Origin of the sequence: Pseudomonas sp. RIT288 (assembly GCF_000631985.1) — a bacterium.
GTDB lineage: Bacteria > Pseudomonadota > Gammaproteobacteria > Pseudomonadales > Pseudomonadaceae > Aquipseudomonas.
The window spans coordinates 48,023-72,371 of sequence record NZ_JFYN01000042.1 but is presented as its reverse complement, the minus strand read 5'-3'; the positions used below and the strand labels follow the sequence as shown (position 1 = coordinate 72,371).

The window sequence follows — 24,349 nt, the reverse complement described above, 5'->3', positions numbered from 1 at the left end:
GATGAAAAACACCGTTTCACTCCTTCTTGCCCTGACCGCAACCGCCGTGCTGTTCAGCTCAACCGCCCGTGCCGCAGGCGATCCAGCCGCCGGCGAGAAGATCTTTCCGCGTCTGTGCGGCGGCTGCCACCAGGTTGGCCCGGACGCGCGCCCGGGGTTCGGTCCGCAACTCAACGGCATCATCGGCCGACCCGCCGGGACGTCGGCCAATTACGTGTATTCCGAGGCGATGAAAAACTCCGGCAAGACCTGGGATCGCGACACGCTGACCGCGTATCTGAAAGATCCGAAGGGCGTGGTACCGGGGACGCGGATGATTTTCTGGGGGCTGAGCGATCAGGAGAAGGTCGATAATCTGTTGGCGTATCTGCAGCAATTCTCCGATTAAAGATTTTGCTCGGCCGGTCCGGCAAACCAGGCCAACGGCATTTGCGAAGTCAAGGAGGGCTGATCAAGCCACCTGATTACGGCCCGCCGCTTTCGCCTGATACAGCTGCTGATCGGCACGTTTGATCAGCATCGTGTGGCTGTTGTCCGCCGGATCGGCCAGAGCGACGCCAATGCTCACGGTGACTTGTCCGATGTTGGGGAAGTGCGCCTGGGCCACGGCGGCACGGATTTTCTCAGCGACCACCTCCGGAGTATCAGGCTGGGCGACTTCCGGCAGCAGCACGGCGAACTCCTCGCCGCCGTAACGGGCGACGAAGTCGGTGGCACGCACGCTGGCCTGGAGGAGTTGCGCCAATTGCTGCAGGACGTCGTCGCCAATCGCATGGCCGTAGGTGTCGTTGATGCGCTTGAAGTAATCGGCGTCGATCAGCAGCAGGGCAAACGGTCGCCCGGTGCGGCGGAACAGCAGGCTGTATTCGCTGAGTTTCTCGTCGAAACGGCGGCGGTTGTAGACGCCGGTCAGGGCATCGTGGGTCGCCAGGTTCAACAGTTCGGCATTGGCCTGCATCAGTGCGGCGGTGCGCTGGGCGACGGTAGCTTCCAGCGAGGCATTGGCTTCCTGCAGTTCGCGCTCCTTGGCCAGCAGCGACTGGGTCATGGCGTCGAGCGACTGTCCGAGCTGGGAGATTTCCTGTACCGGGTGTTGCAGCGGGAAGTGTGCGCCGGGCTGCTGGTTCTGCACCTGTTTGGCCGAGTGCGCGAGTTGCTCGATCGGCCGGCTCAGGTACTGCGCCAGGTAATACGCCACCAGCCCGAACGCCACTGCGGCGGCTACCCCCAGCAGCAACAATTTGTAGAGCAGCAGGTGCGCCGGCTCCAAGGCAGTGTCCAGTGGCTGGCGCACGGCAATCGACCAGGACAGCGCAGTACTCGAAGGCGTCGGTACGGTGACCATGCTGGTCAGGTAACCGTTGCCGACCGACCAGCTCGACAACTTCGGAGCATTCACCGCCAGTTGCTGGCCCATCAGGGCTTCCGGGTACAGCACCTTGCCGTCGTGATCGATGATCAGCGCTTCGAGATCCGGCGATGCATTTTTATGCGAGAACGCTGCCGACTCGACAATGCGCGTGACCCAGCTCCAGTGCGCGTGCGCCCCCAGCACGCCAATCACCTGGCCGTCGGCGTTGCGGATCGGGGCGGCGAAGTCGATGAAACGCAGCGGTTCACCGTTGGGCGTTCCCGGTAGCAGTTTGGCCAGCAACACCGCTTCGTGCGGATCACCGGTGTACTCACCCCGCAGGCCAGCCTGGAACCATGGCCGCTGCTGTACCGATTGCCCGACCAGCAAATTATTGACCGCTTGATGCACGTGGCCATTGGCATCGGTCACGCCCATCCACGCATACTCGGTACGGGCCTGGGTGCGCAGTTGCATCGATTTGAGAATCGCCGGGTTGTCGAGATCGCCGCGTTCCAGATGCGGCGCACGGCTGAGCAGGTAGACCTCCAGCTGGCGCTCGCGCAACTGGTCACCGAGCAACGTCGCCGCCGAACGCGCGGTATTGAGCAGGGCATTGCCGCTGGCCTGCTTCATCTGTTCGGTGGCGATATGACCGACATAGAAGCCGACGCTCACCAGTGTCAGCAGGGACAAACCGGCGAACCAGAGGGTCAGGTGGCTTCGCAGACTGGCTTTGAGCATGGGCAGGAAAATTCTGTTTGGAAGTTGTGGCCGCATGGTATGCGCATTAAGCGTCGGGCTGCCAGTCGGTCGTTTCGGATAAGCATCGTCGGAAGTTTCGCCGATGCTCCATAGGGCAAAGACCTTTCTGACGCTGATTGTTGGAAAGAACCACGCCTGCAAACGATAAAATGAAAAAGCCCGGCTGATCAGGCCGGGCTTTCTTTGACTGCTTCAGAACCAATGTTTTACGCGTTGCGGCTTTCGATCAGACGATCCGAGCCACCTTCAGCCACGCGGCGTTCTTGCAGACGATCCGAACCACCTTCGGCCACGCGGCGTTCCAGCAGACGATCCGAACCTCCTTCAGCCACGCGGCGTTCTTGCAGACGATCCGAACCACCTTCAGCCACGCGGCGTTCCAGCAGACGATCAGAACCACCTTCGGCCACGCGGCGTTCCAGCAAACGATCAGAACCACCTTCGGCCACGCGGCGTTCCAGCAGACGATCAGAACCACCTTCGGCCACGCGGCGTTCCAGCAAACGATCCGAACCACCTTCGGCCACGCGGCGCTCCAGCAAACGATCAGAACCACCTTCAGCCAAACGGCTTTCAATCAACTTGTCCGAGCCGCCTTCAGCGACCAGGGTATGAGCGGGCGTTGCTGCAAAAGCGTTAACTGCGAGAACCGAGAAAGCGATGCCGAGGATGGTTTGGCGTTTCATGATCGTGTGCTCCGGGGTGTATTGGGTTGGTATGGAGCCGATGTTACGCCGCGGATTTTTTATGAGAACTTCATTGGCGTGATGGTGACTATCGACGCCAGCGATGTGTGCCGGAACTGTTGATCTAGAGCTTCTGCGCCCGAATGCATAGCTCCCCGGTAGCGCGGGTCAGGGCCAGATCATGCAGTGCGTCGTGGGTCAGACCCTGTCGCGCCTTCGCCAGAAAGGCCGGGCAATTCGGGTCGCGGCGATAGGGCGCGAAGTCGGCGTACTGGCGCAGCAAGCGGGTTTGCAGCTCGTCCAGGCGTGGGCGAATCTGCTTCGCCAGATCCGGTCGCGGGGTGTCCGGCGCCGCACCGGCCGCTTGCCATTGCGCGAGCAATCCGTACTGCACCAGTTTGTTCGCCTCCATTTGCGCGGCGATCAACTGGGCCACGTCTTCGGGGTCGAGCTGGTGTTCGGTTGCCAAGGTGCGGGCATTGGCGATGACCTGGGCTTCGCGCGGGCTGTCCTGAATCGGCTTGCCGCTGTCCCATTTGGTCAGCGCCACCAGGTCGCCGATGTTCAGGCGTTCGTTCAAGGTTGCCAGCAAGGGACGCAACGATTCGGCGGGGACAGGGGCGTCGGCCGCGCCGGCAAGGTGGCTGAAAACAACCAGCAGGGAACAGCTCAGGGCATTTCGCAACGGGGTCATGGGCAGGCGCATTCCACGGAAAATAGTGCCGACATTTAAGCCTTGAGCAGAGGCGATGTCGACCGACTTTAACCCGCCCATCTAGCGTAATATCCCTCGCATCTCCCAGCCCGAGACCGATCTTCAATGCAAACCCCTGCCACCAGCAAACCCCTCTGGCAAACCTACCTGCTGTTCCTCGCGCCGATGGTGCTGTCCAACTTCCTGCAATCGATGTCGGGCACGGTCAACAGTATCTACATCGGGCAGATGCTCGGGACGCAGGCGTTGGCGGCGGTGTCGGGGATGTTCCCGATCATCTTTTTCTTCATCGCGCTGGTGATCGGCCTGGGCGCGGGGGCGGGGGTGTTGATCGGCCAGGCGTGGGGCGCGCGTGAGGCGCACATGGTCAAGGCAATTGCCGGGGCAACGCTGTTGCTGGGGGTGATGATCGGCTTGCTCGCGGCGGTGCTGGGCAGTGTATTTGCGCGGCAGGCCTTGCAGGGGCTGGGGACGCCGGCGGATGTGCTGGACGACGCGGTGGCGTATGCGCACGTGATGATGTGGATTCTGCCGTCGATGCTGGTGTTTGTGCTGTTCACGCAATTGCTGCGCGGAGTCAGCGACACGGTGTCGCCACTGTTGGCGCTGATGGTGTCGACCTCGGTCGGGCTGGCGCTGACCCCGGCGCTGATCCGTGGCTGGTTCGGTTTGCCCCAGCTGGGAATCCAGAGCGCCGCTTTCGCAGGGCTTGCCGGTAACCTGTCGGCGATGGCGTGGCTGGCGTGGCGGCTGATTCGCAAGCACCATCCACTGGCGCCGGATCGCGAGTTCTTCGCGGCGCTGCGGCTGGACGCGGCGATTCTCGGCAAGGTGCTGCGCATCGGCCTGCCGACCGGGGTGCAGATGATCGTGTTGTCGCTGTCGGAGCTGGTGATTCTGGCGCTGGTCAACCAGCACGGCTCGCAGGCGACAGCGGCCTATGGCGCGGTGACGCAGATCGTCAACTACGTGCAGTTTCCGGCGCTGTCGATTGCCATCACCGCCTCGATTCTCGGCGCCCAGGCCATTGGTGCCGGGCAACTGCAGCGTCTGGGAGCGATTCTGCGCACCGGGCTGTTGATCAACGTGTGCCTGACCGGTGGTTTGATCGTGCTCGGTTACCTGTTGTCGCACTGGTTGCTGGGATTGTTCCTGACCGAGGATTCGACCCGGGCGATGGCTGAACACTTGCTGCACATCATGTTGTGGAGCCTGTTGGTGTTCGGTTTCCAGGCGATCATCGGCGGCATCATGCGCGCCAGCGGTACGGTGCTGGTGCCGGTAATTATTGCGATTGTCTGCGTGGTCGGCGTGCAGTTGCCGGCGGCTTACTGGCTGGACGGTCAGTACGGTTTGCAGGGTGTGTGGATGGCGTTTCCGGTGGCGTATCTGGGCATGCTGGTGTTGCAGACACTGTATTACAAACTGGTCTGGCAGCATCAGAAGATCGAGCGGCTGGTCTGAGCCTGAGCCACACCGGCAGACAAATGACATGGCGCATTCGCGGGTTGTTTGCTTAAGTCAGTCGAGGCCTTGAAGGTTTGCCCTGTCCGGAGAATCCCATGCGTGCCCGATTCACCGCTGCGGCATTGTTTGCCTGCCTGTGCGTCACGAGCGCGGCGCAGGCCGCTGAATACAACCGCGTCAACACTACCGCCAGCAAGATCAGCTTCATTTACAAGCAATTCGGCAATCAGGTTTATGGCACCTTCGGCAAGTTCGACGCGACGCTGCAGTTCGACAGCGACGACCTCGCCAGTGCCCACACCACGTTGCATATCGACCTCAACAGCATCGACGCCGGCAGCGAAGACGCCAACACCGAGCTGGTGAAGCCAGCGTGGTTCGACACCCAGCGCTTTCCGGTGGCGGTATTCGAATCCAGCCGTTTTACCCGGGTGAAGGACAATCGCTATCTGATCGCCGGCCAGCTCACCCTCAAGGGCGTCACCCGCGAGGTCGAGGTGCCGGTCGAGCTGAAACCGGACAGTTCGATCGGCATTTTCGACGGCGAACTGGTGCTCAAGCGGGACCAGTTCGGACTCGGTGCGGGGGCGTGGGCGGACACCGTGGTGTCCAACGACATTTCGATCACCTTCAAGGTCGTGGCGCCACAGCAGTGACGCCAGCCGGTCAGATCAGTAGGCGCGCCAGTGTCCCGGCGCCCAGCGCCACTCACGCCCATCCCAACGATAGTGACCGGCGACCCAGTGATAACCGGGCGCTGGCATGACCGGCACGACTTCCACCGGCGGCGGTGGCCGATGCGGCCGTACCGGTTCGACAATGCAGCCCGACAGGGTGATCGCGACCAGTGAGGCGGCGAGCAGGGTTTTCAAGGTTCGTGACATGGTGGTGTTCCCTATAGATGAAGTTTGCAGGCGAGGCGGTTTCAACGGGCCCAGTGGCCTTCGATCCAGTACCAGTTCGGCCCGCGTGCCTGCCAGTGCCCCGGCCGCCAGTGCGCGCCATGGCGCACCGGTTGCCAGTGGCCGGGCAGCCACACGTAGCCGCGTCCTTCCCAGCGCCAGTGGCCCTGGTCCCAGACATACCCGGGACGCGCGCCGGGCATCACTTCCATGCGCACCGGTGGTGGGGCTTGCTGAACAATCACCACTTGCTGGGCAAACACCGGCGCGCTGGCCAGCGCCGCCAGCGTCATCGGCACCAGCAGCAGGGTCTTTCGCCATTTGAACAGTGAACGCCAAACGCTCATGGCAACTCCTCAAGGCCTGCGTGAAAAAGTCAACGCAGCTGAGGAATTGGACGCCAAATCGGCGAAAGATCCGGTCCGCGGAGGATGAAATTTTCTTCAGGTCAACCGCGAGCCTCCCTGTAGGAGTTGCCGCAGGCTGCGATCTTTTGATCTTGCTGGTAAAAATCAAAAGATCGCAGCCTGCGGCAGCTCCTGCACAAAGCAGGTGGCGGGAGGGGGTATGATGTCGCGGTTTTCCGCCGGAGTTCAGCTGTCATGCCACGCATCACCCACTACAAATCCCCATGCCCCGAAAGCGTCAACAGCCAGATTCTGCAACTGGTGGTCGATTACCTGACCGACATCAGCGCGGTCGGTCTTGGCCCGAGCAATCTGCTGTACAACGTCTATCAGTACGCGGTCGGCTATGAGGTGCATCTGTATCTGGAGGCGCTGAATGGCGAGAAGGGCACCGAGGTCGAATTGCTGGTGGCGACGGCCGAGGATGATCCGGAGCGGGTTACCGGTTTCCTCTTGTACCTGCCGGTGCAGGGCGATTGGGAAGCGTGCAGCGTCGCCTATATGGCGGTGCGCGAAGGCTATCGGCGCCAGGGCGTGGCGCGGGCGATGATTGGCGAGATGGTCAGCCGTTATCCGCACGCCGAACTGACCTGCAGTGTCGGCAAGGTGCCGTACTTCGAAGCGCTGGGCTTCGAGGTGATTGGCGCTCGCGAAACCCAGGTGCTGATGAGCACCCGCCATTACCGCAGCAACGGTCTGCGCGGTTTTATCGACACCACGCCGATCTATCGCTCGCTGGAAGTGCAGCAGATCCACACCTACCTGCTGCAGAAAAACGGCAAGCGCGCGATGCTCGATGCCGAGAAACAGCGCGACCGGCATCTGGATCAGGTCACCCGGCACACTGAAGAATTCGTGCGTCAGCGGCTGACGTTGCACTGAGTCAGCAGCAAAAAACGGACAAAAAAAGAGCCTCAAGGCTCTTTGATGGGGAGAGTAGAGCCACGAGGCTCAAGTTGCGCATGGAACAGGGAGCAGGCTTGATTTGGGGTTCAGAACACCCGTTCCCTACGCAGTCGCTCAGGAGTGAAGCGCCTGCGTACCTTCATCATGGGAACACGCGGGGGCTGACTCAAGTACCGCGTGTCGAAATCCCGATACAGCGCCGAGCGGGTGGTGAAGTGGTCGTTGAGCACCGCTGACTCCCTCTGCAGGAGCTGCGGCACGCTGCGATCTTTTGATTTTTTGAAAGCAAGATCAAAAGATCGCAGCGTGCCGCAACTCCTACAGGTTTTGTCAGCGTGATCCGGGCCAGCCGGCCTTGTCCAGTGCGGCGAGCAGTGTTTCCTTATCCAGCCCCGGTACCGCGTGCCCGTTGCCCTCGGTGCTCTCGCTGGCGAGCAGGGCGTTGATGATCGCTTCTTCGACCGCTTCGGTGGCGGCCAGGAACAGCTCGCTGATGTGGTCGTTGTTGACCATGCGCAAACCGTCACAGGTCGGCGCGCCTTTGCCCTCGTAAGCAGCGGGCGGCACCTGGTCGTTGCCGGTGGCGAAGGCGATGAAGATGTCACCGCTGTGATCTTCGTTGCCACCACCGCTGCGGGCCAGACCAAGGCTGGCGCGCTGTGCCAGGCGCGTGCATTGATGCGGCAGCAGTGGCGCGTCGGTGGCCAGGCAGACCACGATCGAACCCATGCCCGGATGCGGCAGCGAAGCACGCAGGAACGGCGAATCCACCTGCTCCATGTAGCGGCCCACCGGATAACCGTCGACGCGCAGCTCGCTGCGAATGCCGTGGTTGGCCTGCACGATCGCACCCACCGTCCAACCGCCCTGAGCGCTGCTCAGACGCCGTGACGCGCTGCCGATGCCGCCCTTGAATTCATGGCAGATCATGCCGCTGCCGCCGCCGATTGCACCTTCTTCAACGGCGCCGTCATGCGCAGAACTCAGCGCCTCGGCGACATGCTCGGGCTTCACGTGAAAACCATTGATGTCGTTGAGCAGACCATCGAAGGTTTCCAGCACCACCGGCATGTTCCAGTAGAGGCGTCCGTCGTCCGGTTGCTGCTGGCGATCCAGCGCAATCAGCGCATCGCGCACCACGCCGAGGCTATGGGTGTTGGTGAAGGCGATGGGACTGGTCAGCAGCCCGGCCTCGCGGATCCACTCAAGGCCGGTGGCATCGCCATTGCCGTTGAGCACATGCACGCCGGCGAAACACGGCTGCTGGTTGGTCGAGCCGCGACGCGGTTCGATCACTGTGACGCCGGTGCAGATGTCGCGTCCGCTGTCGCTGCGGCCACGCACGTTACTGTGGCCGACGCGCACGCCGGGGACGTCGGTGATGGCGTTGAGTGGGCCGGGTTGCAGCTGGCCGATGCGGATGTTGAGGTCACGGGCACGGGGTTTCATGGGCTGTCTCTCTATAAAAATCTGAAGGATTCACGGACCTTGCAGGAGTGAGCCTGCTGGGGAGATGTGCTGGTTTTACTGGCCGTTCTTTACCTTGCTCCACACCCGCGTGCGCACGCGTTCGGTGGCTTTGGGCAGCGGCTCCAGGGTGTACAACGTGGCCATCGCCGCCGCGGACGGATACACCGCCGGGTTATCCCGCGTGGCCGCGGCCACCAGGGGCGTCGCCGCACGATTGCCGTTGGGGTACGACAGGTGATCGCTGACCGGCGCGATGACTTCCGGGCGCAGCAGGTAGTCGATGAACGCCAGGCCCTGAGCGCGGTTCGGCGCATCCTTGAGCAGCACCAGCGTGTCGAACCACACCGGCGCGCCTTCCTTGGGCAGGCTGTAGGCGATCTTCACGCCGTTGTTGGCCTGCTCGGCGTTGGTCTTGGCTTCGAGCATCGCCCCGGACCAGCCCACCGCCACGCAGATGTTGCCGTTGGACAGGTCACTGATGAATTTCGACGAGTTGAAGTAGGCAATGTGCGGGCGCAATTTGAGCAGCAGCGCTTCGGCTTTCTGATAGTCCTCGGGATTGGTGCTGTTGGGCGGCAGCCCGAGGTAGTGCAGCGCTACCGGGAGCATTTCCGACGGCGAATCGAGCATCGCCACCCCGCACTGGCCAAGTTTGGCGAGGTTCTCTTCCTTGAACACCAGATCCCACGAATCCAGCGGCGCCTTGTCGCCGAGCGCGGCACGCACCTTGTCGACGTTGTAGCCGATGCCGTTGGTGCCCCACAGGTACGGCACGGCGTATAGATTGCCGGGGTCGTTGTTGGCCAGTTTGCTCAGCAGACCGCTGTCGAGATTGTTCCAGCCCGGCAGCTGATCGCGCGGCAGCGGGGCGAGGGCGCCGGCCTTGATCAGCGTCGGCAGGCTGAAGTTGCTCGCCACCACCACGTCGTAACCGCTGCGGCTGGTCAGCAGTTTGCCTTCGAGCACTTCGGCGCTGTCGAACGTGTCGTAAACCGGCTGAATGCCGCTGTCGCGCTTGAAGTCAGCCAAGGTCGTGGGGCCGATGTAGTCGTACCAGTTGTAGACATGCACGCTCGGTGTGTCGGCGGCACTGGCGGCGGATGCGACGCCCAGACAGGCGAGCAGGCCAAGGTTGATGCCCCGGTTGATATAGCCACGACGACAACGCATGATGCGGCACTCCTGGCCTGCGGCAGGCCGGTGATTGACAGGAGTGCTCAGCCTATCGGGGCGGGCACGCCTGACCCATTCCCATCATGGGTTACTCAAAAGGGGTAGTGCGTGGACGCGTTGTTGCAGGAGTTGCCGGTGCATCAAAGTCTGGCGCGGGTGTTCGCCACAGTCGGGCAGGAGGGCTTCTGGCGGGCGCTGGTCGACACGTTGCGCCTGCTGGTGCCGCTGGACAACGCGCTGGTGGCGCTGATGAAGGCGGGGCAGGCGCCGCAGTTGCTGATCGACTTCGACAGTAAGGGTCGCGCCGATGAACAGGAAGAACTGGCCAGCTACAGCGCCGGCATGTACCTGCTCGATCCGTTTTATCAAACCGCCACGACCGGGATCGCCGACGGCCTGCACAGCCTGGCCTCGGTGGCGCCGGACCAGTTTCTGCACAGCGAGTATTACCAGAGCTACTTTCGCTCGGTGGTCGGTGAGGACGAGTTGCAGTTCATGATCAACATCGAGGGCGGGGTGCTTGGCCTGTCACTCGGACGTTCGACACCTTTCGATCTGGCCGAGCAGGGCCGTCTGCTGTGTGTGCGCGACTGGGTGCTGGCGGCGATGCGTCGCCATGTGCAGCTATTGCCGCCGCAAGGGACTGGCACCGAGCCAGTGGCGGGGGATCTGGCGACGCTGCTCGATCGCTTCGATGCGCGCCTGACCGCCCGTGAAGTCGACACCGCGCGGCTGATTCTGCAGGGCTTCTCGAGCAAGGCCATCGCTCAGCAGATGGGCATATCGCCGGAGACGGTAAAGGTGCATCGGCGCAATCTCTATCACAAGCTCAATGTGACCGGGCATGGCGAGCTGTTTGCGCTGGTGCTGCGCCCACCCACTGCCTGACTCAGCACAACCCCCCCTGTAGGAGTGAGCCTGCTCGCGATAGCGTCTGTTTATCCAGAACAAGGTTGAATGACACACCGCTATCGCGAGCAGGCTCACTCCTACAGGGGGCGGGCGGGGTGCAAGGTCACTCTGTGCGTTTGAAGACAAGCGCCTTCAGGCCACTTTCAGGATCAATATCCGGAAACTCCGGCGGATTCTCCAACCGCTGCTCAAAGCGCAGACTCGGCGCTTCTTGCGTCACGCCGTCGATCAAAAAGTCCGAACCGAACGACGGATCATTCATGCACGCCAGCACCGTGCCGTTCGCTGTCAGCAGTTCCGGCAAGCGGCGGAGCACGCGCTGGTAATCCTTGGTCAGCAGAAAACTGCCTTTCTGGAACGATGGCGGGTCGATGATCACCAGATCGTACGGGCCGCTGTTGATCACCTTGCCCCACGACTTGAACAGGTCGTGGCCAAGGAAACTCACCTTGCTCAGGTCATGCCCGTTCAACCGGTGATTGTCGCGACCACGGCTCAGCGCGGCGCGGGACATGTCGAGGTTGACCACATGGCTGGCGCCGCCTTCGATGGCCGCCACGGAAAAACCGCAGGTGTAGGCAAACAGGTTCAGCACGCGTTTGCCCGCTGCCTGCTCACGCACCCAGTTGCGTCCATAGCGCATGTCGAGAAACAGCCCGGCGTTCTGCTTGCGACCGAGATCGACGCGGTAGTGCAAGCCGCCCTCGACGATGCTCATCTCGTCGATTTCATCCCCCAGCAACCATTCGGCGGTGCTCTGCGGCAGGTAACGATGTTGCACCAGCAAGGTGTGGGCAGCGGACTGCTGCCACTCGGCCGAGCGGCTGATGTCGAGCAGCAATTGCTTGAGCGCTTCGAGCTGTTCGGGCAGCGGTTCCTTGAACAGCGACACCAGCACTACGCCTTGCAGCCAGTCCACCGTCAATTGCTCCAGCCCCGGCCAGCAACGTCCGCGGCCATGGAACAGGCGACGGGTTTCGCTCGGGGCGGCCGCCAGTGCAGGCAACAAATGGGCGCGGAGGGTGGCGAGGGCTTCAGGGTTCATCAGTCACGGTCAGCAAGCAAAAGGGCCGGCATTTTAACCACAAAAACTGTCTGGCGAACGCCCGTCAGCCAAGGCCATTGATGACTGTTAAGAAAAGACCTGTATCAAAAATGAATTTATGCAGGGCGCGCTGCTCATACCAGATAAGCAGCGGATTCGAGCCGCTAAGTCGTTAATGCAATTCAGGGAGTGCCAGTTCATGAGTCCAACACCGACACCGAGCGCGCTCCTTCCTGGCGGGTTGATTCTGGTGGTTGAGGACGACCCGTTGATTCTGGAGTTTCTCTGCGAAATTCTTCAGGAGGAAGGTTTCAAGGTCGAGCCGCAAACCAGCGCGGATGCAGCCAAGCTGTATCTGGAAGAGCACGCGCCGGACGTCGCGCTGCTGCTCACCGATATCACCATGCCCGGTGAAATCAACGGAGCGGGGCTGGCCAATCTGGTCGGCGAGCGCTGGCCGGACAAACCGGTGATGGTCATGTCCGGTTATGAAACCCCGGAGACTTCCGGGGTCAAGCATCCGGTGGCGTTCATCAAAAAGCCGTGGGCCATCGGCCAGTTGCTTGACTGTGTCGACAGCGCGTTCAAGTCCAAGGCGCCACGTCTGCACTGAAGTGCCGGGTCGAAACGCCGGGTAAAAATGCTACATTGCCCGGCCAATCCGCCCAGTTCTGTCAAAGGATGCGACCTTTTGTCTGCTTACGATAACGTCTTCGACCGCGCGTTCGGCGCGTTCCTGTTCGACATGGACGGCACCGTCCTCAACTCCATCGCTGCTGCCGAGCGCGTCTGGGCGGCGTGGGCTGAGCGCCACGGGGTTGATGTCGAGAGTTTCCTGCCGACCATTCACGGCGCCCGTGCCATCGACACCATTCGCCGGCTGAACTTGCCGGGCGTGGATGCCGAGGCACAAGCCGCGTTTATCGCGCAGGCGGAAATCGATGATGTCGAAGGGATTGTGCCGATTCCCGGGGCCGTGGCGTTTCTCGATGCGTTGCCGAGAGAGCGCTGGGCCATGGTGACTTCGGCACCACGGGATCTGGCGTTGCGGCGGATGGCCGCGGCGGGGATTTGCGAGCCTGCAGTGATGATCACGGCGGAGGATGTGACCGCTGGCAAGCCTGACCCGGCGGGTTATCGTCTGGCGGCAAAGCGCCTCGGGCTTGAGGCTGGCGACTGCCTGATTTTCGAAGACGCCACTGTCGGTATCCAGGCCGCCGAAGCTGCCGGAGCGGCGCTGATGATCATCACCACCACCCACCAGCATCCGCTCGAAACCCGCCACGCGACTACCGACAGTTATGAGCCCCTGAGCGCCACCGTCGACAGCCAAGGCCAACTGCGCCTGCAAAAAAACTGACACAACACCGTCCCCGTAGGAGCTGCCGCAGGCTCGGGCCGCGATCGGACGATCTTTTGATTTTATTTTTCAAGATCAAGATCAAAAGATCGCAGCCTGCGGCAGCTCCTACAGGGGTCAGTAGATGCCAGGCAGAAGCCGCCAGCTGCGCGCGCAATAAGCCTCGTACTCAGCACCAAACTGCCCGCGCAGCAGCGCCTCTTCCGAGTGAATGCGCGCGATCAGCGGGATCAACGTCAGCGCCGCCAGAATCAAGCCGACACTGGAACGAAACGCCAGCGCCCAGCCCACGGCGTTGACCACCAACCCCAGATAACTCGGATTGCGCAGGCGCGTGTAAATGCCGTCGGTGACCAACCGATGCCCCGGCTGAATCGCCACCAAACCGCTGAACCGCCGGCCCAGCACAAACACCGGCCACAGCCGCAGCGTGCCACCGACGATAAACAGCAAGGCGCCGAGCCAGCGCACGCCTTCAGCGCCGAAGGTCCAGAAGTCGATGCGATCGCAGTACGCCGGAAGAAAACCGCTGACCAGACCAATGACGCCGAACGCCGGAATCACCCAGCGATTGGCGCGGTCCTCGCGCTCGCCCGAACTCATGTTCACATCGGTGAACAGCGACGCCACCACCATCAGCACCGTGGCCAGCGCCACCAGCACCAGCGCCCCATGCGAAAAGAACACCGCCGGCCCGCCAATGCCCCACACCGCCAGCCCCAGATAGGCAAGCGTGGCCAGCACCGCGACCACGGTCATTTGCGCAGACATTTTCATGGTTATCTCTTGACTGAGGGCTGACCCTTTCAGTGTAGGACGTCGCCACCAGCCATGATGTTGCCAAGAGCCTTGCAACGCCGGTCTTTGGTCGGCAACGCCTTCACCCGGCCAATATCGCGTCTACGCTGATTCATTCCTTCAAATTGTCCGTGTATTGCCCCATCGAAGAGGTGAACCCATGAAAATCGACTTGAGTGGAAAACTGGCCATCGTCAGCGGCAGTACGGGTGGCATCGGTCTGGGCATCAGTCAGTCATTGGCCGACGCTGGAGCCACTGTTGTGGTGATCGGGCGTGAAACGGCCAAGGTCGAGCAAGCGCTGGCAAGCATTCGCAAGCACGTGCCGGGTGCGCAACTGCGCGGTCTGACGGCCGACCTGGGCACAGCCGAAGGTGCGGAAAAACTGTTCGCCGCCGAACCGCGCGCAGACATTCTGGTGAACAACCTCGGGATCTTCGACGCCGTGGACTTCTTCGACACCCCGGACAGCGAGTGGACGCGCTTCTACGAGGTCAACGTGATTTCCGGCGTGCGCCTGTCGCGGCATTACGTGCCGGCGATGGTCGAGCAGGGCTGGGGGCGGGTGATCTTTCTGTCTTCGGAATCCGGCGTGGCGACCCCGGCCGACATGCTTAATTACGGCGTGACCAAAAGCGCCAACCTCGCGGTATCCCATGGCTTGGCCAAGCGTCTGGCGGGCACCGGTGTGACGGTCAATGCGATCCTCCCGGGACCGACCTTTACCGGTGGCGTGGAACACATGCTCAAGGATGCCGCCGCCGAGTCCGGTCGTAATCTGCGTGAAGAAGCTGATGCGTTTGTGCGCAGGGCGCGGCCGACGTCAATCATCCAGCGGGTGGCCGACGTTGCCGAGGTGGCGCATCTGGTCACGTACATCGCTTCGCCGTTTTCCTCCGCCACCACTGGCGCGGCCTTGCGCGTGGATGGCGGCGTAGTCGACAGTATGGCGATCTGAACCGCGAAGACTCTGGAGAAGCGTTTATTTATGGCAACTGCATCAGCAACGATCGACATCCCGGCGTCGGCCGATCAGGTCTGGCAATTGATCGGCGGCTTCAACACGCTGCCGGACTGGCTGCCGTCGATTTCCAAGAGTGAACTGAGCGACGGCGGACGCGTGCGCACCCTGCAAACCGCCGACGGCGCCGTGGTGATCGAGCGCCTGCAAGCGTTCGACAACGCCGCCAGGACCTACAGTTACTCGATCGAACAGGCGCCGTTTCCGGCCACCGATTACCTGGCGACGATCAAGGTTGAAGCCCTGGGGCAGGGCGCCCGGGTGACCTGGTCGGGACGCTTCAACGCCAAGGGCGTGAGCGATGAGGAAGTGGTGACGTTGTTCAACGGCATCTATCAAGGTGGCCTTGAGGCGCTGCGAGCCAATTACCCGGCCTGATCGAACACCACAAAACCTTTGTAGGAGTGAGCCTGCTCGCGATAGCGGTGAGTCATCCAACAAATATGTTGGCTGACTCACCGCTATCGCGAGCAGGCTCACTCCTACAGTGCATCGCGGTGATTCTCAGGACTGCGAAATCAGACTCTGCCGACAATCCAGCACCAGCTTCGCACCGCCCAGCTCACTGCCGCCCACCTCAAGATTGAAGCCATGCAGGCTGACAATCGCCGCGACAATCGATAGACCCAGGCCAAAGCCGCTCTGCGGTTGCCCACCCTCGGCACGATAGAAACGCTGGAACACCGCCTCGCGTTCAGCCTCGGGAATTCCCGGCCCCGAATCGTGAACCTCGATCCGCGTATGCCCGCCATCATTCACACCACGCAAAATCACCGTACCGCCGGCGGGAGTGAACTTGATCGAGTTGCTCAACAGATTCGCCAGCGCCTCGAACAACAACGCCCGGTCACCATTGAGCGGCGGCAGGGTTTCCGGCATATTCAGCACGAACAGCAATTCGCCTTCCTCGGCCAGTGGCAGGTAGAACTCATGCAGTTCTTCGAGCAATTGCACCGGATCGAGTTCGACAAATCCTGAGCGGCGTTGACGATCTTCCAGCTCCGAGATCCGCAGCAATCCGCGAAACCGCGCCATCAGCGTGTCCGCCTCGGCCAGCACCAGATCCAGTTGCGCGGCTTCCGGTGAACCCTCACCAGCCTGCTGTTGCATGCGATACAACTGCGCACGCAAACGCGTCAGCGGGGTGCGCAAGTCGTGGGCGATGTTGTCGCACACGCCTTTGACTTCATGCATCAGCCGCTCGATGCGATCGAGCATGGCGTTGACGATGGCGGCGAGCATGTCCAGTTCATCGCGGCGATTGGACAGCGGCAAACGGTGAGTCAGGTCGCCGGCCACAATCGCCTGCGCGCTGTCCTGAATCGCGCGAATGCGCCGCATCGGTCGGCGGCGCAGCAAATGCCAACCGGCAATCCCCGGCAGGATCGTCAGCGACACCCCCCAGAACAACGCATGCAGAATGATCCGCGTGACGGCGAACAACGAGCCGTTATCGCGCAACAACACCAGCCAGCGACCGTCGCGGGTCTGGGTTGCCACCGCGTCGCAGCTGTCAGCGGGCAGGGTCGGGTCGTCGGAGTCGGCGCAGTCATTCAGGGTGTGAATCTTGCCGTCCAGCGGCAGGCCTTCGGGCAGTTGCTGCAACGCGCCGCCGAGGTACACGCCCTGGGCGTCGAACAGGCCATAGGCGTCGATGCCACGGATGTCGAAGGTCATGCTGGCGGCGAGCGCTTCTTCCAGCTGCTCACCGCGAAAGTGCGAAAACAGATGTTGACGTTGCATCAGCGAATGCTTGGCAAGGTTATCGAGGTAGCTGGAAACCTCGAAATACATGACCCCCATGAGGATCGCGCTCCAGGCCACGAACAGCGAACTGTACAGCGCCAGCAAGCGGCTGCTGGAGGAACGCCAGCCGTCAGACGGGTTCGGCAATGACATAACCCGAGCCCCGTACCGTGCGAATCAGCGGAACGTTGCCCGCCGCGTCGATCTTCTTGCGCAGACGACCGATATGCACGTCGATCAGGTTGGTGCCCGGGTCGAAGTGATAGCCCCAGACTTCTTCGAAAATCATCATTCGCGACAGGATCTGGCCGCTGTTGCGCATGAGGAATTCCAACAGCTTGTATTCGGTCGGCAGCAGCGTCAGCACCTGTCCGGCGCGGCGCGCTTCGTGGCTGATCAAGTCCAGTTCAAGGTCGGCGACCTGCAACGTGGTGGCCTGGGTGGCGACGCTGTTCTGTCGGCGCAGCAGCACTTCCACACGTGCGGCCATCTCGTCGGTGGCGAACGGTTTGGTCAGGTAATCATCGCCGCCGGCGCGCAAGCCGCGCACGCGCTCATCGACATCGGAGAGGGCGCTGATCATCAGAATCGGCGTGGCCACGCCCATGGTGCGCAGCGTGGTGACGATGGCCAGACCATCGAGTTCCGGCAGCATGCGGTCGAGGGTGATCAGGTCATAGTTGCCGCTGACGGCACGGTCCAGGCCCTCGCGGCCATTGTCGACCCAATCCACTTGCAGGCCGTGGCTGCTGAGTTCGGCGACGATTTCACGGGCAGTCACGGCGTCGTCTTCGATGGTCAAAATACGAGTCATAGAGCAAGCCTTGATCGGTTCAAACGGAATGGCAGCATTTTGCCAAGTATTTTCCGGCGCGCTTTAAATTAACTTTCATGTAGAGCCTTTCACAAACGTCAATCCGCCTGAGCTGAGGCGTTCTGGCGTCAATGCATAAAACCCGCTGCTTTCAGGCCATTGTTGCAAATTGCAATGAATATAGAAGTTCAGTCTTTTTAACCTGTTGAAATTTAACGACTTATTCAAAAGTGACAAATGGCACGGTGGCTGCAATTCATCTCGTGACGAGCTGTAACACCATTTTTCATGCCTGGAGCACTACAACAATGAATAGATCCTCTGATGGGTTTTATCCTGCCTTCGAAGGAGAGTCGAGCAACGTGTCAGGCGTGTCCTGGGGCGCGATCTTTGCGGGCGCGGCGGCCGCTGCAGCACTGTCGATGATTTTGGTGCTGCTCGGCTTCGGTTTGGGATTCTCTGCCGTTTCACCTTGGGCCGGGGAGGGCGTCAGCGCCAAGAGCCTGGGGATTTCCACGATTGTCTGGCTGGCGGCGACGCAAATCATCGCTTCGGGCCTCGGTGGTTACATCGCCGGTCGCCTGCGGGTGAAATGGGCCAACATGCACGGCGATGAAGTGTACTTCCGTGATACCGCCCATGGTTTCCTTGCCTGGTGTGTGGCTACGTTGGTGACGGCCGTTCTGGTCGTCGGCTCGGTCAGCAGTGTGATCAGCGGTGGCGTGCAGGCCGGTGCTAGTGTCGCCGGTGGCGCAGCGGCCGCCGCGACTCAGGCTGCCGGCAGTGCTGCTGCCAACACCGACAGCAACCAGTACGGTTATTTCATCGACAGCCTGTTCCGCGATGACCGTCCAGCCTCCGTCAGCGATGACGCCGCGCATGGCGCAGTAGCCCGGATCTTCGCCCAGAGCCTCGCCAACGGCCAGCTCAGCGCCGAAGACCGTACCTACCTCGCGCAACTGGTGGCGCAACGGACCAACCTGAGTCAGGCCGACGCCGAACGTCGTGTCGATGAAGTCTACGCCCGCACTCAGAAAGCCATCGCCGACGCCAAAGTCAAAGCCCAACAGGCTGCCGAGACCGCTGCCAAAGTCGCTGCCTGGACTTCGCTGTGGATGTTCATCGCGCTATTGGCCGGTGCGTTCTTCGCCAGTCTCGCAGCCACCTTCGGCGGTCGTCGCCGGGATGCGGTCGAGTACGTTGAAGTCGACACCTACGCCACCACTACCACCACGCTGCCTCCAGTCCGTTAACAAGGAGAATCACCATGCGCTCTCTACTGCTGTTTTTCCTCGGTGTGCCGATCCCGATCATCATCCTGATCGCCCTGTTCGTACACTGATCCAGATGCTCTATTGAGGCGCATGCCTCGGCCGCTTCCACTTCACGGTGGAAGCGGCTTTTTTCATTTCTGTCACATGCTGACCTGTAGGCGCTGCCGCAGGCTGCGATCTTTTGACTTTGTTTTTCACAGACAAGATCAAAAGATCGCAGTCTTCGGCAGCTCCTGCAGGTGTTCGTGTGAGGGGAGGATGATTTGTCGACCTGGATCAATATTCACTGCCGCGATATCACCTAACTTAAAAGATCCAGGCCCTTGTCGCGGTTTCGACTACAGTGCTCCGGTGCGCAATTTGCTGCGCTCATGGAGTAGCCCGGCAGACCCCCGCCAAAAAACACAATGGGTCGCCAGGCAGTGCGCAGCAAGGAGCTGACGTAACACTTACCCCTGAACCTTTTCACGGATGAACATCGTAATGCACTGCCTAGAACGCACCTTCGATATCCAGCCCCTGACCCAGGCGGACATGACTGTCCACATCAACGGCCAACCGGTCACCGCGGCCATCGGCGAAACCGTCCTCAGCGTCATTCAGTCCCTCGGCGTGCGCCAGGTCGCACGCAACGATCACAACCAGATCAGCGGCGCCTACTGCGGCATGGGCGTGTGCCAGTGCTGCCTGGTGAAAATCAACGGTCGTCACAAGCGCCGCGCCTGTCAGACCGTGGTGCGTGACGGTATGCAGATTGAAACCCAGGTCAACCGCATCAACGAGCAGGAGGTTGTATGAGCCTGCAACCGGTGATCGTCGGCGGTGGTCCGGCGGGGATGGCGGCTGCCATCGAACTGGCGCGCCACGGTGTGCGCTGCACCTTGCTCGAAGAAGCCTCGCGCCTCGGCGGCGTGGTCTATCGCGGGCCGCTGCGCGACGGCGTGCAACTGGATTATCTCGGGCCGCGCTATTCCGAAGCCCTGAGCAAACTGCACGGTGATTTTCAGGAGCAATCCGGGCTGATCGACGTGCGCCTCAATCACCGCGTGGTCGGCGCCGAAGGCACCCGTGCGCTGGTGGTGCTCGACGGCGATGAGCAACTGCACGAGATCGAATACCCGCAATTGCTGCTGGCGGCCGGTTGCCACGAGCGCAGCGTGCCGTTCCCCGGCTGGACCCTGCCGGGGGTGATCATGCTCGGCGGCCTGCAACTGCAAATCAAAAGTGGCGTGGTCAAGCCGCAAGGGCCGGTGGTCATCGCCGGTACCGGGCCGCTGCTGCCGCTGGTGGCAACGCAACTGCACGCATCCGGGGTCAAGGTCGCGGGTGTGTATGAGGCCTGCGCCTTCGGCAGGATCGCCCGCGAAAGCCTGGCGCTGCTGAACAAACCGCAGTTGTTCCTCGACGGCCTGAGCATGCTTGCGTATCTGAAACTGCACGGCATCCCGATGAACTACGGCTGGGGCGTGGTCGAAGCGCATGGCGAAGGTGAACTGAAGAGCGTCACTGTCGCGCCGTATTCGGCCAGTTGGGAACCTGATCTGACTCAGATCGAACGCTTCGAAGCCCAGACCCTGGCGGTCGGTTACGGCTTCATCCCGCGTACGCAACTCAGTCAGCAGATGGGCCTTGATCACGGTTTCAGCGACGACGGCTACCTGCGCGCCAATGCCAATGTGTGGCAGCAAAGCAACGAGCCGCACGTGCATCTGGCCGGTGACATGGGCGGGATTCGCGGTGGTGAAGCGGCGATGCTTGCCGGCAAGATCGCCGCCACCTCGATCCTCCTGCAACGCGGGGTGATCGAAGAAGAACTGGCGCGGGTACGCCGCGACCGTTATCTGGGCAAGCTCAAATCCATCGTGCGTTTTCGCGCAGCCGTCGACCGCTACACCGAACGCGGTGCCGGCCAGACCGCTTTGCCGGCCGCCGACACGGTGATCTGCCGCTGCGAACATGCGACCCGCGCCGACATCGATCTGGCGCTGGAGCAGGGCGTGCAAGACATCGCCAGCCTGAAAATGCGCACCCGCGTCAGCATGGGCGATTGTCAGGGACGGATGTGCGTCGGCTACTGCAGCGACCGTCTGCGCCAGGCCACCGGGCGCAAGGACGTCGGCTGGCTGCGTCCGCGCTTCCCGATCGATCCGATTCCTTTTTCCGCGTTCCAGTCCGTCGGCACGGAGGCCACTTCCCATGAGTAAGTTCTATGACGTGATCATTGCCGGCGGCGGCGTGATCGGGGCGTCCTGCGCCTATCAATTGTCCAAGCGCCAAGGGCTCAAGGTTGCGCTGATCGATGCCAAGCGCCCGGGCAACGCGACCCGCGCTTCGGCCGGCGGCTTGTGGGCTATCGGCGAGTCGGTGGGGCTGGGCTGCGGGGTGATTTTCTTCCGCATGATGTCGGCCAACCGCAAGCGCGAAACCCAGGGCGCGGCGGTCGCGGTGGACGCCAGCACGCCGCACATCCTGCCGGAGTCGTTCTTCGAGTTCGCCTTGCAGTCCAACGCGCTGTACCCGGCGTTGCACCGCGAGCTGAAAGACCAGCACGGGATGGATTTCAAGTTCGAGAAGACCGGACTGAAATTCGTCATCTATGACGACGAAGACCGGCTCTACGCCGAGCACATTGTCAGCTGCATTCCGCATCTGGCCGATCAGGTGCGCTGGCTCGATCAGGCGGCGCTGCGTGAGGCCGAGCCGAGCGTCAGTCAGGAGGCCCGGGGCGCGCTGGAGTTTCTCTGCGACCACCAGGTCAGCCCGTTTCGCCTCGCCGATGCCTACATGGAAGGCGCGCGGCAGAATGGCGTCGATATCTTCGTCAACACCAACGTCACCGGTGTGTTGCACCACGGCAGCCGCGTGACTGGCGTGCAGACGGCAGAAGAGGGCGTGTTCCACTGCAAGACCCTGATCAACGCCGCTGGTGCCTGGGCGGCGGACTTGAGTGCGTGGGCGACGGGGATTCGTATCCCGGTGAAACCGGTCAAGGGCCAGATTCTGCTGACCGAGCGCATGCCGAAGATCCTCAACGGCTGCCTGACCACCAGCGACTGCTACGTGGCGCAGAAGGACAACGGCGAGATCCTGATCGGCAGTACCACCGAAGACAAAGGCTTCGACGTCACCACCACCTACCCGGAAATCGCCGGGCTGGTGCAGGGCGCGGTGCGTTGCCTGCCGGAACTCAAGGACGTCAACCTCAAGCGCACCTGGGCCGGGTTGCGTCCGGGCTCGCCGGATGAACTGCCGATCCTCGGGCCGATGCGAGGGGTGGAGGGGTATCTGAATGCCTGCGGACACTTCCGCACCGGCATCCTGACCTCGGCGATCACCGGCGTGCTGCTGGACAAACTGGTCAACCAGGAAGCGCTGCCGCTGGATATCACACCGTTCCTGGCGGACCGGTTTGAGGTGGCGCCGGTCAAGCAAGAGCTCGAGTTAGAGCTGGCCTGACCCAATCCACAATCCCTGTAGGAGCTGCGGCAGCTCCTACAGTGGTCAAATTTACCGATCAATTGTGTAGGAGTGAGCCTGCTCGCGATGGCGGTGTGTCAGTAAAAGAGATGTCTACTGATAGATTGCAATCGCGAGCAGGCTCACTCCTACCATTGGAAATGCGTTGAAGTCAGACCTTGCGCGCTTCCTCTTCCAACTGGTCCGACTCAAACAACCGCGCCAGCTCCGCCCGGGCTTCCTGGGCGGTCTGCAGGACTTTGGCCGCATCGTCGTAGACCGCGTGCTGGGCTTCCAGCACCTGTTCGTCGTGGTGCTTGAAGCGCTTGATCCGCGCATCGGCCTGGGCCTGAGTCAGACCGAGGCCGACCAGGGTGCGGCGGCTCATTTCCAGACTGGAGTAATACGTCTCTCGAATCGGCTCGGCACCGACATCGACCAGGCGGTGCACGTGCTGACGGTTACGTGCGCGGGCGATGATCTTCATGTGCGGATACAGCTTGCGCACGACTTCGGCGGTCTTGATGTTGGTCTCTGGATCGTCCGTGGCAATCACGAAATATTCCGCTTCACCGACCTTGGCTGCATTAAGAATCTCCGGGCGCATCGGGTCGCCATAGAACACCGGCACGCCGCCAAAACTGCGTGACAGTTCGATGGTTTCCACCGAGGTGTCGAGGGCCACGAACTTGATGTTCTGCGCCCGCAGAATCCGCGCCACGATCTGGCCCATCCGCCCCATGCCGGCAATCACCACGCGCGGAGCCTCGGTGTCGATCTCGCGGAATTTCTCCGGCACCTCCACCGGCTGCACTTTCGGGCTGACCAGCCGTGCGCAGATCAACAGCAGCAATGGCGTCAGCGCCATCGACAGGGTGATGGTCAGTACCAGCAGGTCATACAGGCGCGGTTCGAACAGGCCCTGATCACGACCGATCTTGAACACCACAAAGGCAAATTCACCACCGGCGGCGAGCACAATCCCCAGGCGAATCGCACTGACCCTGGTCAGCCCTCCGGCCAGACGCCCGACCACAAACAGCAGCGGCAACTTCAAGCCGATCAGCAGCAGCGTCAGCCCCAGCACGGTGATCGGCGCACTCAGCAGCAGGCTGAGGTTGGCGCCCATGCCGACGCTGATGAAAAACAGCCCGAGCAGCAGGCCCTTGAACGGCTCGATCTGCGCTTCCAGTTCATGGCGATATTCCGAATCCGCCAGCAGCAGGCCGGCGAGAAACGCCCCGAGCGCCATCGACACGCCGACCAGATCCATCAGCCACGCCGTGCCGATCACCACCAGCAATGCGGTGGCGGTGGAGACCTCAGGCAGACCGGTTTTTGCCACCACGCGAAACACCGGACGCAGCAGATAACGCCCACCGACCACCACCACGGCGATCCCGCCGAGCACCTGCAAACCATGATTGAGGCTTGCGGCGCTGCTGGTTTCGTGGCCGCCGCCAGCGAGCATCGGCACCAGCGCGATCAACGGGATCGCGGCGATGTCCTGAAACAGCAGAATCGCAAACGCCAGCCGCCCGTGGGGGCTGGTCAGTTCCTTGCGCTCGGCCAGGCTTTGCAGGCCGAATGCGGTGGACGACAGCGCCAGGCCGAGACCGAGCACAATCGCACTGTTGAGCGGCTGTCCGAACACGTACAACGCCAGCACGCCGATCACTGCCGCCGTCAGCAGCACCTGCGCCAGACCCACGCCGAACACCGACTTGCGCATCACCCACAAGCGGCGGGGGGACAGCTCAAGGCCGATGATGAACAGCAGCAACACCACGCCCAGTTCGGAAATATGCGCAACGCTCTGCGGATTGCCGATCAGACCGAGCACCGACGGGCCGATGATCACCCCCGCCAGCAGATAACCGAGCACCGCGCCCAGTTGCAGACGTTTGGCCAAGGGCACGGTGAGCACCGCGGCGAAGAGAAACACGACAGCGGCTTGTAACAGGTTGCCTTCATGGGGCATGGGTTGACTCCTGACAGCGGTACGGCGGGGGGTGACAAGGATAAAGGCTGAATCGTTTCAAGATCCACCGAAGATCCCTTGTAGGAGCCGCCGCAGGCTC

General features: G+C 61.9%; 25 protein-coding genes. 13 read left to right on the top strand and 12 right to left on the bottom strand.

Annotated elements, in window-relative coordinates:
• Position 1: 1 nt before the first annotated feature.
• Positions 2-388: a c-type cytochrome gene (locus BW33_RS23750; RefSeq protein ID WP_047601635.1), complete on the top strand. Its 387-nt coding sequence runs from the start codon at positions 2-4 to the stop codon at positions 386-388.
• A gap of 63 nt (positions 389-451) precedes the next feature.
• Here BW33_RS23750 and BW33_RS23745 read toward each other — a convergent pair whose 3' ends face one another.
• The 3 genes from BW33_RS23745 to BW33_RS23735 form a co-directional block, all read right to left on the bottom strand.
• Positions 452-2,095 (bottom strand): sensor domain-containing diguanylate cyclase, encoded by a 1,644-nt coding sequence (locus BW33_RS23745; RefSeq protein ID WP_047601634.1) that lies wholly within the window; start codon positions 2,093-2,095, stop codon positions 452-454.
• Between the two features lie 227 nt (positions 2,096-2,322).
• On the bottom strand, positions 2,323-2,802 hold the full coding sequence (locus BW33_RS23740; protein ID WP_047601633.1) for a hypothetical protein: 480 nt from the start codon (positions 2,800-2,802) through the stop codon (positions 2,323-2,325).
• Between the two features lie 124 nt (positions 2,803-2,926).
• Complete coding sequence (locus BW33_RS23735) at positions 2,927-3,496, bottom strand: chorismate mutase (RefSeq protein ID WP_152546150.1); 570 nt, start codon at positions 3,494-3,496, stop codon at positions 2,927-2,929.
• A gap of 126 nt (positions 3,497-3,622) precedes the next feature.
• Between BW33_RS23735 and BW33_RS23730 the strand changes: the two genes are divergently transcribed.
• Positions 3,623-4,981, top strand: a complete 1,359-nt coding sequence (locus BW33_RS23730) for an MATE family efflux transporter (protein WP_047601632.1) — start codon at positions 3,623-3,625, stop codon at positions 4,979-4,981.
• A 98-nt stretch (positions 4,982-5,079) separates the two neighbouring features.
• The gene (locus BW33_RS23725; protein ID WP_047601631.1) at positions 5,080-5,640 is read left to right on the top strand and encodes a YceI family protein; all 561 of its coding nucleotides are present in this window, start codon (positions 5,080-5,082) and stop codon (positions 5,638-5,640) included.
• A 15-nt stretch (positions 5,641-5,655) separates the two neighbouring features.
• Here BW33_RS23725 and BW33_RS23720 read toward each other — a convergent pair whose 3' ends face one another.
• Positions 5,656-5,868, bottom strand: coding sequence for a YXWGXW repeat-containing protein (locus tag BW33_RS23720; RefSeq protein ID WP_047601629.1), 213 nt, complete (start codon positions 5,866-5,868; stop codon positions 5,656-5,658).
• 41 nt (positions 5,869-5,909) lie between these two features.
• A complete protein-coding gene (locus tag BW33_RS23715) occupies positions 5,910-6,233 on the bottom strand; it encodes a YXWGXW repeat-containing protein (protein WP_047601627.1) in 324 nt (107 codons plus the stop codon).
• Positions 6,234-6,488: 255 nt separating this feature from the next.
• On the opposite strand from BW33_RS23715, the gene BW33_RS23710 reads away from it, so the two are divergent.
• The gene (locus BW33_RS23710) at positions 6,489-7,175 is read left to right on the top strand and encodes a GNAT family N-acetyltransferase (protein ID WP_047601625.1); all 687 of its coding nucleotides are present in this window, start codon (positions 6,489-6,491) and stop codon (positions 7,173-7,175) included.
• 354 nt (positions 7,176-7,529) lie between these two features.
• Here the strand turns inward: BW33_RS23710 and BW33_RS23705 are convergent, their stop codons facing one another.
• Both BW33_RS23705 and BW33_RS23700 read right to left on the bottom strand, forming a co-directional pair.
• On the bottom strand, positions 7,530-8,648 hold the full coding sequence (locus BW33_RS23705) for a DmpA family aminopeptidase (protein ID WP_047601622.1): 1,119 nt from the start codon (positions 8,646-8,648) through the stop codon (positions 7,530-7,532).
• Between the two features lie 75 nt (positions 8,649-8,723).
• A complete protein-coding gene (locus BW33_RS23700; RefSeq protein ID WP_047601620.1) occupies positions 8,724-9,839 on the bottom strand; it encodes a polyamine ABC transporter substrate-binding protein in 1,116 nt (371 codons plus the stop codon).
• 111 nt (positions 9,840-9,950) lie between these two features.
• Here BW33_RS23700 and BW33_RS23695 point away from each other — a divergent pair, with 111 nt between their 5' ends.
• Positions 9,951-10,730 carry a helix-turn-helix transcriptional regulator gene (locus tag BW33_RS23695; protein ID WP_047601618.1) on the top strand — a complete coding sequence of 260 codons (780 nt, stop codon included), beginning with the start codon at positions 9,951-9,953 and terminating at the stop codon, positions 10,728-10,730.
• Between the two features lie 127 nt (positions 10,731-10,857).
• Here the strand turns inward: BW33_RS23695 and BW33_RS23690 are convergent, their stop codons facing one another.
• On the bottom strand, positions 10,858-11,799 hold the full coding sequence (locus BW33_RS23690) for a class I SAM-dependent methyltransferase (protein ID WP_047601616.1): 942 nt from the start codon (positions 11,797-11,799) through the stop codon (positions 10,858-10,860).
• A 199-nt stretch (positions 11,800-11,998) separates the two neighbouring features.
• Here BW33_RS23690 and BW33_RS23685 point away from each other — a divergent pair, with 199 nt between their 5' ends.
• Positions 11,999-12,412, top strand: a complete 414-nt coding sequence (locus BW33_RS23685; protein WP_047601614.1) for a response regulator — start codon at positions 11,999-12,001, stop codon at positions 12,410-12,412.
• A 78-nt stretch (positions 12,413-12,490) separates the two neighbouring features.
• The gene (locus tag BW33_RS23680) at positions 12,491-13,159 is read left to right on the top strand and encodes an HAD-IA family hydrolase (RefSeq protein ID WP_047601612.1); all 669 of its coding nucleotides are present in this window, start codon (positions 12,491-12,493) and stop codon (positions 13,157-13,159) included.
• A 117-nt stretch (positions 13,160-13,276) separates the two neighbouring features.
• Here the strand turns inward: BW33_RS23680 and BW33_RS23675 are convergent, their stop codons facing one another.
• Positions 13,277-13,936, bottom strand: a complete 660-nt coding sequence (locus BW33_RS23675; RefSeq protein WP_047601608.1) for a methyltransferase family protein — start codon at positions 13,934-13,936, stop codon at positions 13,277-13,279.
• Positions 13,937-14,117: 181 nt separating this feature from the next.
• Between BW33_RS23675 and BW33_RS23670 the strand changes: the two genes are divergently transcribed.
• Both BW33_RS23670 and BW33_RS23665 read left to right on the top strand, forming a co-directional pair.
• Positions 14,118-14,915, top strand: coding sequence for an SDR family NAD(P)-dependent oxidoreductase (locus BW33_RS23670; RefSeq protein ID WP_047601606.1), 798 nt, complete (start codon positions 14,118-14,120; stop codon positions 14,913-14,915).
• 30 nt (positions 14,916-14,945) lie between these two features.
• Positions 14,946-15,356, top strand: coding sequence for an SRPBCC family protein (locus BW33_RS23665; RefSeq protein ID WP_047601603.1), 411 nt, complete (start codon positions 14,946-14,948; stop codon positions 15,354-15,356).
• A 126-nt stretch (positions 15,357-15,482) separates the two neighbouring features.
• On the opposite strand, the gene BW33_RS23660 is transcribed toward BW33_RS23665, so the two are convergent.
• Together BW33_RS23660 and BW33_RS23655 are read right to left on the bottom strand one after the other, a co-directional pair.
• Positions 15,483-16,877 (bottom strand): sensor histidine kinase, encoded by a 1,395-nt coding sequence (locus tag BW33_RS23660; RefSeq protein WP_047601601.1) that lies wholly within the window; start codon positions 16,875-16,877, stop codon positions 15,483-15,485.
• Positions 16,855-17,538 carry a response regulator transcription factor gene (locus BW33_RS23655; RefSeq protein WP_027613239.1) on the bottom strand — a complete coding sequence of 228 codons (684 nt, stop codon included), beginning with the start codon at positions 17,536-17,538 and terminating at the stop codon, positions 16,855-16,857. Before BW33_RS23655 ends, BW33_RS23660 begins: the two co-directional genes overlap by 23 nt.
• A gap of 308 nt (positions 17,539-17,846) precedes the next feature.
• On the opposite strand from BW33_RS23655, the gene BW33_RS23650 reads away from it, so the two are divergent.
• The 4 genes from BW33_RS23650 (at position 17,847) to hcnC (ending at position 22,268) form a co-directional block, all read left to right on the top strand.
• Positions 17,847-18,791 carry a hypothetical protein gene (locus tag BW33_RS23650; protein ID WP_047601598.1) on the top strand — a complete coding sequence of 315 codons (945 nt, stop codon included), beginning with the start codon at positions 17,847-17,849 and terminating at the stop codon, positions 18,789-18,791.
• Positions 18,792-19,295: 504 nt separating this feature from the next.
• Complete coding sequence (hcnA, locus tag BW33_RS23645; protein ID WP_047602019.1) at positions 19,296-19,610, top strand: cyanide-forming glycine dehydrogenase subunit HcnA; 315 nt, start codon at positions 19,296-19,298, stop codon at positions 19,608-19,610.
• A complete protein-coding gene (gene hcnB, locus BW33_RS23640; RefSeq protein ID WP_047601595.1) occupies positions 19,607-21,016 on the top strand; it encodes a cyanide-forming glycine dehydrogenase subunit HcnB in 1,410 nt (469 codons plus the stop codon). Before hcnA ends, hcnB begins: the two co-directional genes overlap by 4 nt.
• Positions 21,009-22,268, top strand: coding sequence for a cyanide-forming glycine dehydrogenase subunit HcnC (hcnC, locus tag BW33_RS23635; RefSeq protein ID WP_047601592.1), 1,260 nt, complete (start codon positions 21,009-21,011; stop codon positions 22,266-22,268). Before hcnB ends, hcnC begins: the two co-directional genes overlap by 8 nt.
• Before the next feature lie 172 nt (positions 22,269-22,440).
• Here hcnC and BW33_RS23630 read toward each other — a convergent pair whose 3' ends face one another.
• Entirely contained in the window at positions 22,441-24,249 is a 1,809-nt protein-coding gene (locus BW33_RS23630) for a monovalent cation:proton antiporter-2 (CPA2) family protein (RefSeq protein WP_047601589.1), read from the bottom strand.
• Between the last annotated feature and the right edge of the window lie 100 nt (positions 24,250-24,349).